Raw genomic sequence first — 8760 nt, 5'->3', positions numbered from 1 at the left:
CCCGAGGGCGCCATCCTCAACGTCTCCTCGATGGGCTCCTTCATCGCCGTCCCCGGCCAGACCGTGTACGGCGCCAGCAAGGCCGCGGTCGCCCAGTTCACCGCCGGCCTGTGGGCCGAGCTGCGCGACACCAACGTGCAGGTCACCGTCGTGATGCCGGGGGGTGTCAACACGGGCATCGCCGAGAACTCCGGGGCCCACACCAAGGTGATGGACGCCGCGGAGGCCCCGATGCAGCTGACCACTCCCGCCGACGCGGCGCGACAGATCGTCGAGGGCGTCGAAAGGGGCTCCTACCGGGTGCTGGTCGGCAAGGACTCCAAGGCCCTGGACCTGCTCACCCGCCTGATGCCCAAGCAGGCCAACGGCCTGATCGCCAAGAAGCTCGCCTCCTTGGTGGAGTGAGCCGGCGCCGGGCTCGACCGGACGAGCCCCCAGCGCCCTCCGTACAGTGGTCGGATGAGCAGCCCCTGGGCCGGCCGCGTCCGGTTCTCCGTGCCACCCCAGCGGGCGTACGACTACCTGGTTGACCCGCGCAACCGCCCCCGGTGGCAGTCCTCCCTGCGCGGGGTCGAGCTCCTCGACCCGCTGCCCGTACGCGCCGGCATGCGCTGGACCGACGTGACCTGGCCCGGACTGAGGCCCAGGATGACCCTGTCCACGCACGCCCCGCCGCGGCGCTGGGTGGAGCACGGGACGTGGTGGGTGGTGGGTGCCGAGCTGGCCCTCGACTTCCAGGAGGACCGGGACGGCTGCCTGGTGGGGGTGTCCTTCGTGCTGCGCGGGCCGCGAGCTGCTACCCCTCTCCTGGCGCTCCTCACCCGGCTGGCCAGACCGGTGGTGCTGGCGGACCTGCGGCGGGCTGCGGCCGACCTCGCCTGACGCCTCACAATATATTCTGATATCAAAACCCTTCCTTCAAGGGCACCTCCGGTGCAAGGATCACGCCACCGAGCCCCGGAGGTTGCCGCATGACCCGTCCCGCCCTCGCTGGTCCCCGCCTCACGGGCACGTTGGCAGGCATCGGCGCCCTGGTCGCCGCCCTGCTCAGCGCAGTGCCCGCCAGCGCCGTCCAGACCAGCGCCGTCCAGACCAGCGCCGCACAGGCCGGTCCCGCCGCCCCACGGGCCGGAACCGCGCACACCGAACCACTGGCCCGCCACGACGTCGACGGCGTCACGGGGGCCGCGTTCAGCGTCGCGGGCGAGCTCTTCCCGGGCGAGCAGAACATCGTCACCACCGGGTACGGCACCCTCACCGGCGGCCTGCCGTCGGGCGGCGGCACCGTGCAGTTCTACCGACCCGGCCACGACATCGCCACGTGGGAGCGCGGCACCGTCGTGCCGACGAGCGCCGAGATCATCCTCCCCAACCGCCCCACCCTCAGCGACGTCAACGAGGACGGCCGCATGGACGTCATCGTGCCGTCGGGCTACTTCTTCGACACTGGTGGCGCCACCCCTCGCCAGCGGAGCGCGATCACGTGGTGGGAGAACCGGGGGCTGGACGCCCAGGGCGACGCGCTGGGGTTCGTGCGCCACGACGTCCTGACGGGCCAGGCCGGGTCGTTCCACGGCGTTGAGCACGTCGACCTCGACGGCGACGGCATCCGTGACCTGGTCACGACGAGCGAGGAGGCCAAAGCCGCTCCGAACCTCTACGACGACACGGTCGCACTGATGTACCTCAAGGGCCGCGCCGACCACACCTTCGAGGACCCGGTGACCCTGGCCGACGGTGCCGGCGGAAGCCTCCCGGTCGTGCACGACGTGGACGGCGACGGCCTCGCGGACATCGTCTCGTCGCAGTACTTCGAGATCACCCAGGACACCGACGCGTCGTTCCTGTGGTTCCAGCAGGTCCCCGACAGCGCCCCCGGCCTGAGCGAGGCCGACTTCGTCCCGCACACCATCGCGACGATGGGCGAGGTCGGCCACGGCTTCCAGATCCGCCCGATGCCGAACTTCCGCGAGCCCGGCACGATCTCCTGGATCGGCGCCAACCACCAGAACCGCTGCTTCCTGACCTCGCGCAAGCACGAGATGGTGATGGAGTTCGTCCCCGGCGCCGACGCCACGCAGCCGTGGACGGTCACGGAGCACTCCATCCCGGCCGAGCCCTCGGCCACGCCCACCGCGTGCGACCCCGCCTTCAAGGCCGGCACCGTGCCGGTGCACCCCGGCGGCGAGATCACCTCGCGCCCCACGCCCGGTCAGGCCGCCCCCGGCGTCTTCGGGTACGGCGACGTCGACGGCGACGGTGACGTGGACCTGGCGGTCTCCGGCGACGGCGACCGCCGCCTGTTCTGGATCGAGCAGCTCGAGGACGGGGCCACCGTCCTGCACACCCTCACCCAGCCCGGCGAGCTCTTCGGCCAGTCCGGCGGTGCCGCCGTGGCCGACCTCGACGGCGACGGCGCGGTCGAGATGGTCTTCAGCTCCTTCGACGAGAGCACCGTCGCCCTGTGGAGCCGCTCCGCGGCGCTGCCGCCCGAGCTCCGTACGGTCCGCTCGACGCTGAAGGTGAAGCCGGGCACCGTGACGGTCCGCAAGGGACGCCGCACGACCTGGAAGGTCTCCCTCACGGCCGCAGCGGGCGGCCCCCGCCGCAGCGTCACCGTCACCTTCGTGCCCGCCAAGGGACGCGCCCGCAAGATCGCCACCGTGCAGCTGCGCGGGACGTCGGCCACCCGCGCGGGCACGCTCACCTGGCGCCCGAAGCGCACGGGCCGCCTGGTGTTCTCCTACCGCGGGACCACGGTGAGCGAGGTCCTGAAGGACACCAAGGCCCGGCGCACCGTGCGCGTCCGGGTCCGCTGACCCCGCGGCGGTCCGGTCCCCGCAGACCGGGCCGCCGTGGTCACCCCAGGCGTTCAGCGACCCTGCGCGCGGCGACCTGGAGCACCTCCCAGGCGGTGGCCAGCGGGGGTGCGTACGACAGGTCCATCCACGCGAGGTCGTCCACGGTGCCGCGCAGGTGCAGGACCGCGGCTGCCGCGTCGACCCGCTTGGCCGCGCCGGCGCCACCGACGACCTGCACGCCCAGGAGCCGACGGGTGCCGCGCTCGGCAGTCACCTTGATCGCGATCGGCTCGGCCTCGGGCATGTAGCCCGACGCGGTCGTGCCGCGGGTGACGAGCTCGACCACGTCCAGACCGAGAAGCTCCGCCTCGCCGCGCGCGAGTCCGGTGTGCCCGACCTCGCAGCCCTCGAAGCGGGTCACCACGGTGCCCAGCGCCCCGGGGAAGGACCAGCGGGACCGCTCAGGGCCGGCGACGACCGCCTCCCCGAGCGCCCGGCCCTGCTTGTTGGCGTGGGTCCCCAGGGGCAGGTACGCCCAGTCCCCCGTGACCAGGTGGCGCACCTCGGCGCAGTCGCCCGCGGCCCAGACGTGGCCGTGGACGTGACCGTGCTGGTCGGCGCGGAGGCCGCGCGAGGCCCCGACCGCGGCGGCGGGCAGCTGGTCGCGGACCAGGTCGGTGTTGGGCGTGATGCCGGTGGCGACGACCACGGCGTCGGCCGGCACCTCCTCGCCGTCCACGGTGATCGAGGTGACGCGGCCCGCGGCGACGCCGAGCGACTGCACGTTGGCGCCCGCACGGACGTCGACGCCGGCCTCCTTCATGGCCGCCGTGACGTCGTCCCCCAGGGCGGTGTCGAGCCCCTTGAGCACGCGCGAGCGGGCCAGCAGGGTCACCCGGTGCCCCCGACGTACGGCCGCCTCGGCCATCTCGACGCCGATGTAGCCGCCGCCGACCACGACGACGTCCAGCTGCTCGTCGACCGCCAGCAGGGCCAGCCACGCCGCTCCCTCGTCGAGGTCGTTGAGCGGGAGCACGCCGTGCGGCAGGGCACCGTCGGGTCGGGTCCACGCCGGCATCACCGGGCTCGCCCCGGTCGCCCAGACGAGCTCGTCGAACTCGATCCGGTGCGTGCCGTCGCCGTCACGGGCCTGCACGCTGCGGGCGGCCAGGTCCACCGAGACGACCTCGGTCCCGGTGCGCAGGTCGATCCCGGCGGCCCGGTGCTGCTCGGGGGTGCGTGCGATCAGCTCGGAGACGTCGTCCACGTCGCCGGCGACCCAGTACGGCATGCCGCAGGCCGAGTACGAGGTGTGGCCGGTGCGCTCGAGGACCGTGACCAGCACGTCCTCCCCGAGGTGCTCCGCGGTCCGCAGCGCCTGGTTGGCCGCGCTCATGCCGGCCGCGTCACCACCGACGACGAGGATGCGCCGGCTCACGCCGTACCGCCCCGACGGACCTCCAGGACCCGGAACCCCTTGGCGCTGCCGATCCGGGTCGTGGGCCACCCCTGCTCACCGAGCCAGCGCTGCAACGAGTCGGCACCGAGGTTCTTGCCGACCACGAGCACCGCGCGCCCTCCCGGGGCCAGGCGCGGCAGCCACTGCAGCAGCAGCTCGTGCAGCGCCTCCTTGCCGATCCGGATCGGCGGGTTGGACCAGATCTCGTCGAAGACCAGGTCCGTCGGGACCTGCTCGGGCTGGCAGGCGACGAAGCGGTTGTCGAGCCCCAGCGCCGCGGCGTTCTCGTTGGCCAGCAGCACCGCCCGGGCGTTGACGTCGACCGCGATCACCGACGCGAGCGGGACGGCGGTCGCGATGCCCAGGCCGATCACGCCGTACCCGCAGCCCAGGTCGAGGAAGTTCCCCTGCGTGGGCGGCTCGGTCTCGCGGAAGAGCACCGAGGTCCCGATGTCGAGGTGTCCCTTGCTGTAGACCCCCGAGCCGCTGGTCAGCGCGAGCTCGTGGCCCCAGACCTCCGCGGTGAAGCTCTCGCGCTTGAACGCGACCGTCGGGTCGGCGCTGAAGTAGTGGTCATCCATCGAGGCTCTCCCTCTTCGCTCGGGCGCGGTCCGCCTGGGCCGCCAGCTCGGCTCCCGTGGGGTAGCCGACCTCTTCCAGTGTGAGTCCGTGCGCGTGTACGACGGTGACGCCCACGTCGCGGCGCCGCCCCCGCAGCACCTCGCCGGCCCAGGTGGGCGGCTGCCGCCCCTCCCCGACCGCCAGCAGGCACCCGATCAGCGCCCGCACCATGTTGTGGCAGAAGGCGTCGGCCACGACACGGGCCGTCACCACGCCGTCGGGGCCGCGGTCGAACCCGAGGTCCAGCAGCGTACGGACCGTGGTCGCGCCCTCGCGGCGCTTGCAGAAGGCCGCGAAGTCCTGCAGTCCCACCAGCGGGGCCGCAGCCGCGTTCATGGCCTCCACGTCGAGCGGTCGGGGCCAGGTGAGCACGTGGCGGCGGGTGAGCGGGTCGACCGCCGCTGGGGCGTCGGCGACGCGGTAGGCGTACCGGCGCCAGATCGCGGAGAACCGGGCGTCGAAGCCGTCGGGGGCCTCGCTGACCCCGTGCACCACGAGGTCGGGCGGGAGGATGCCGTTGAGGCGGCGGCACAGGGCGACCAGCGGCGGGTCCGTGGAGCGGCCGGCGCTGGCGGCGAGGACGTCGTCGTCGACGTCGAGGTGGGCCACCTGGCCGCGCGCGTGCACGCCCGCGTCCGTACGGCCGGCGACGGTCACGCGGGCCTCCTCGACGCGCAGCGCGGTGGCCAGCGCGGCTTCCAGGGTGCCCTGGACGGTGCGTCGCTGCGGCTGCTTCGCCCAGCCCGAGAAGTCGGTGCCGTCGTAGGCGAGGTCGATCCGTGTACGCACGGGGGACAGTCTCTCAGGCCCTCGGTCCCGCGCGGGTCCCGCGTGCACCCGGCCCTCAGGAACGGGCCTCCACGAGCCGTCCCTTGACCAGCTTCCCGGTGGCGGAACGGGGCAGCTCGCCGGTGAACTCCAGCGTCCGGGGAATCTTGAAGTGCGCGATCCGACCCTCCAGCGAGGCGAGGATCTCGGCGGCCAGCGCGGGCGACGGCTCGATGCCCTCGGCGGGTTGCACGACGGCCTTGACCGCCTCGCCCATCTCCTCGTCGGGCACCCCGATCACGGCCACGTCGAGGATCGCCGGGTGCATGGTGAGGGCGTTCTCGATCTCCTGGGGGTAGATGTTCACGCCGCCCGAGATGATCATGAACGGCTCCCGGTCGGTGAGGTACAGGAAGCCCTCCTCGTCCACCCGACCCATGTCCCCGGTGGTCGTCCACGTCGGGTGGTCGGGGTGCGTCGCGGCGGAGGTCTTGCCGGGGTCGTTGTGGTACTCGAAGGGCCGCTCGTCGCGTTCGAAGTAGACCTTGCCGACCTCGCCGACCGGCACCTCACGTCCGTCCCTGTCGCAGATGTGCACGACGCCCAGCATGGCCCGCCCGACCGTGCCCGGGTGCGCGAGCCAGTCCTCGGAGCCCACGAGCGTGACCCCGTTGGCCTCGGTGGCTGCGTAGTACTCGTACAGCACCGGCCCCCACCACTCGATCATCTGCTGCTTCACCTCGACCGGGCAGGGGGCCGCCGCGTGGATGGCCACCCTCATCGAGGAGGTGTCGTACTTCTCCCGCGCCTGCTGGCGGAGTAGCGCAGTGGCGCGGCGTGGTACTGCGGCGCCGGCGAGCAGTAGACCGTGTCGGGGGTGAAGGAGAAGACCATCCCGAAGACCTCGGTCATCAGGTCCGAGCCGAGCTCCCCCAGCTGCATGCCGTTGAGCGGGGCCTTGATGCCCTTGGGGCGGCCCGTGGTGCCCGAGGAGTAGAGCATGTCCCCGCCCCGGGGCTGGTCCCCCAGGGGCTCGGCCGACGTCTCGGCGAGGATCTCGCCCCAGGCGCGTACGGCTGTTGCCCCCTGCGGCACCTCTCCGTCGATCAGGACGATCTCGCTGGTGCTCGGCACCCGCTCACACACGGCCAGCGCGGCATCGAGGTGCGCAGCGGTGACGAACAGGACGGAGGCCTGGCAGTCAGCCAGGATGTAGGCGATCTCATCCTCGGTGAGGTGGTGGTTCACGCCGGTGGCGTAGAGCCCCGAGCGCAGGCACGCCCAGTAGATCTCCAACGTCTGCGGGCAGTTGTCGGCCAGGAAGGCAACGACGTCGCCGACGGCCAGACCGCGCTCACGCAGGTACCTCGCGATCCGGGTCGAGTTTGCCTCGAGCTCGGCGTAGGTACGGGTCTCGCCGGTGCCGGTGTGCACCATGGCGAGCTTGTCAGGGTCGGTGGCGGCGTGGACTGCTGGCTGCATCGGACCTCCGCTGATCGGCCACAGAGTGTGGCGCGGGACACACTGGCTGCGAGGAGGCTGCCGGACATGTTCTCAACCATATGGTTGACAAGGGCTGCCGGCGACGCGCAGGCTGGTCATGTTCAACCAACAAGTTGAGGACACATGACCGACCAGCTCTCCCGCGCCTTCGCCGCCCTCGCCGACCCGACGCGGCGCGACATCGTCGCCCGCCTCACCGTCGCCGACGCCACCCTCACCGCGCTCGCGGAGCCGTACGACGTCAGCGTCCAGGCGGTCTCCAAGCACGTGAAGGTCCTCGAGGAGGCCGGGCTGGTCAGCCGCAGCAAGGACGCGCAGCGTCGCCCGGTCCACCTGGAGGCAGAGGTGCTCGACCTGATGACGAAGTGGATCGAGCGGTACCGCCGTGCCGCCGAGGAGAGGTTCAGCCGGCTCGACGTCGTCCTCGCCGAGATGGACGGCGCCGACGCCAACACCCCCCAGCAGAACGCAGTGAGAGGAACAGCATCATGACCACCGCACCGCAGCAGGTCCGCTACGACCGGGCCGAGATCAAGGCCGACGAGACCGTGCCGGCCATCCACATCTGGCGCGACTTCGCCGCCACCCCCGACCAGCTCCTCCGGGCCCACACCGACCCCGAGCTCTTCGCCCGCTGGGTCGGCCCGGACGGCATGACCAACGAGATCCTGGAGTGGGACGCCCGCAGCGGAGGGTCGTGGCGCTACCGGGCCGGGCGCGAGGAGTTCCAGACCGAGTTCCGTGGATGCTTCCACACCGTGGGCCGCGACCGCATCGTGCAGACCTTCACCTGGGAGGGCATGCCCGACGACGTGTCGTTGGAGACGATGACCTTCTCCGACCTGGGGGACGGCCGGACCCGGCTGCACGCCATGAGCCTGTGCGACTCCTTCGAGGGCCGCGACCAGTGGCTGGCCAGCGGCATGGAGGTCGGGATCGACGACGGCTACGCCAAGATCGACACGCTCGCCGCCGAGGGGGCCCTCGGATGACGTACGCCCAGCGGCACCGCACCCTCGCCGCCAACTTCACCCGCATCGTCGAGGGCGTCACCGACTGGGACGCCCCGACCCCCGTGGCCGAGTGGCGCGCCCGCGACGTCGTCGGCCACCTCGCGAGCTGGCTGCCCGGCTTCCTGTCCGGCGGCAGCGAGGTCGAGATCGCGCCCGGCCCGGGCGTCGAGGACGACCCCGTCGGCGCTTGGACGCACCTGCGTGAGCAGGTCCAGGGCGTCCTGGAGACGCCAGCCCTGGCCGCCGCCGCGTACGACAACCCCCACACCGGACGCAGCACCGTGGAGGCCGCCGTCGACCAGTTCTACACCAACGACGTCTTCATGCACGCGTGGGACCTGGCCCGCGCCAGCGGACAGGCCGACGGCATGGACGAGGCGGTCTGCGAGGCGACCCTCAACGGCATGGAGCCCGCCGAGGAGATGCTGCGGGCCTCGGGCCAGTTCGGCGTACGGCAACCCGTCGAGGCCTCGGCCCCGGCGTCCGAACGCCTCGCTGCCTTCCTCGGACGGGACCCGCACTGGGCACCACCCGCCTGAGGCCGTACGGCCGCGACCGCTCAGAGCTCGTCGAGCCGGGGCGGGTCCGCGCCGGG

The 8760-nt window shown here is 72.4% G+C and carries 10 protein-coding genes and 1 pseudogene; 6 read left to right on the top strand and 5 right to left on the bottom strand.

The window, feature by feature from the left end; all coding sequences use genetic code 11:
- From ACI379_RS12130 to ACI379_RS12120, 3 genes are all read left to right on the top strand, one after another.
- Positions 1-405 (top strand): SDR family NAD(P)-dependent oxidoreductase (locus ACI379_RS12130; RefSeq protein ID WP_439792347.1); only part of this gene is annotated, 405 nt, incomplete at its 5' end.
- Between the two features lie 54 nt (positions 406-459).
- On the top strand, positions 460-882 hold the full coding sequence (locus ACI379_RS12125) for an SRPBCC family protein (protein WP_439792346.1): 423 nt from the start codon (positions 460-462) through the stop codon (positions 880-882).
- A gap of 89 nt (positions 883-971) precedes the next feature.
- Entirely contained in the window at positions 972-2819 is a 1848-nt protein-coding gene (locus ACI379_RS12120) for an FG-GAP repeat domain-containing protein (RefSeq protein WP_439792345.1), read from the top strand.
- Between the two features lie 40 nt (positions 2820-2859).
- Here ACI379_RS12120 and ACI379_RS12115 read toward each other — a convergent pair whose 3' ends face one another.
- From ACI379_RS12115 to ACI379_RS12095, 5 genes and pseudogenes are all read right to left on the bottom strand, one after another.
- The gene (locus ACI379_RS12115) at positions 2860-4239 is read right to left on the bottom strand and encodes an FAD-dependent oxidoreductase (RefSeq protein ID WP_439792344.1); all 1380 of its coding nucleotides are present in this window, start codon (positions 4237-4239) and stop codon (positions 2860-2862) included.
- On the bottom strand, positions 4236-4841 hold the full coding sequence (locus ACI379_RS12110; RefSeq protein WP_439792343.1) for a class I SAM-dependent methyltransferase: 606 nt from the start codon (positions 4839-4841) through the stop codon (positions 4236-4238). The genes ACI379_RS12115 and ACI379_RS12110 overlap by 4 nt, the downstream gene beginning before the upstream one ends.
- The gene (gene truA / locus ACI379_RS12105; RefSeq protein WP_439792342.1) at positions 4834-5670 is read right to left on the bottom strand and encodes a tRNA pseudouridine(38-40) synthase TruA; all 837 of its coding nucleotides are present in this window, start codon (positions 5668-5670) and stop codon (positions 4834-4836) included. Before truA ends, ACI379_RS12110 begins: the two co-directional genes overlap by 8 nt.
- Positions 5671-5725: 55 nt before the next feature.
- Positions 5726-5977 (bottom strand): AMP-binding enzyme, encoded by a 252-nt coding sequence (locus ACI379_RS12100; protein ID WP_439792348.1) that lies wholly within the window; start codon positions 5975-5977, stop codon positions 5726-5728.
- Positions 5978-6241: 264 nt separating this feature from the next.
- Positions 6242-7086: pseudogene (locus tag ACI379_RS12095) on the bottom strand (AMP-binding protein); the annotation flags it as partial.
- 189 nt (positions 7087-7275) lie between these two features.
- Between ACI379_RS12095 and ACI379_RS12090 the strand changes: the two are divergent.
- The 3 genes from ACI379_RS12090 to ACI379_RS12080 are packed head-to-tail and all read left to right on the top strand — an operon-like array spanning position 7276 to position 8704.
- Complete coding sequence (locus ACI379_RS12090) at positions 7276-7644, top strand: ArsR/SmtB family transcription factor (RefSeq protein WP_439792341.1); 369 nt, start codon at positions 7276-7278, stop codon at positions 7642-7644.
- Positions 7641-8144, top strand: coding sequence for an SRPBCC domain-containing protein (locus tag ACI379_RS12085; protein WP_439792340.1), 504 nt, complete (start codon positions 7641-7643; stop codon positions 8142-8144). The genes ACI379_RS12090 and ACI379_RS12085 overlap by 4 nt, the downstream gene beginning before the upstream one ends.
- Positions 8141-8704 (top strand): TIGR03086 family metal-binding protein, encoded by a 564-nt coding sequence (locus ACI379_RS12080; RefSeq protein WP_439792339.1) that lies wholly within the window; start codon positions 8141-8143, stop codon positions 8702-8704. The genes ACI379_RS12085 and ACI379_RS12080 overlap by 4 nt, the downstream gene beginning before the upstream one ends.
- Positions 8705-8760: the final 56 nt, after the last annotated feature.

The organism is Nocardioides sp. (genome assembly GCF_051876515.1).
In the GTDB taxonomy this organism is placed as follows: Bacteria; Actinomycetota; Actinomycetes; order Propionibacteriales; family Nocardioidaceae; genus Nocardioides.
Note: the sequence above shows the minus strand (reverse complement) of the source record. Positions and strands in the feature narration are given on the sequence as shown.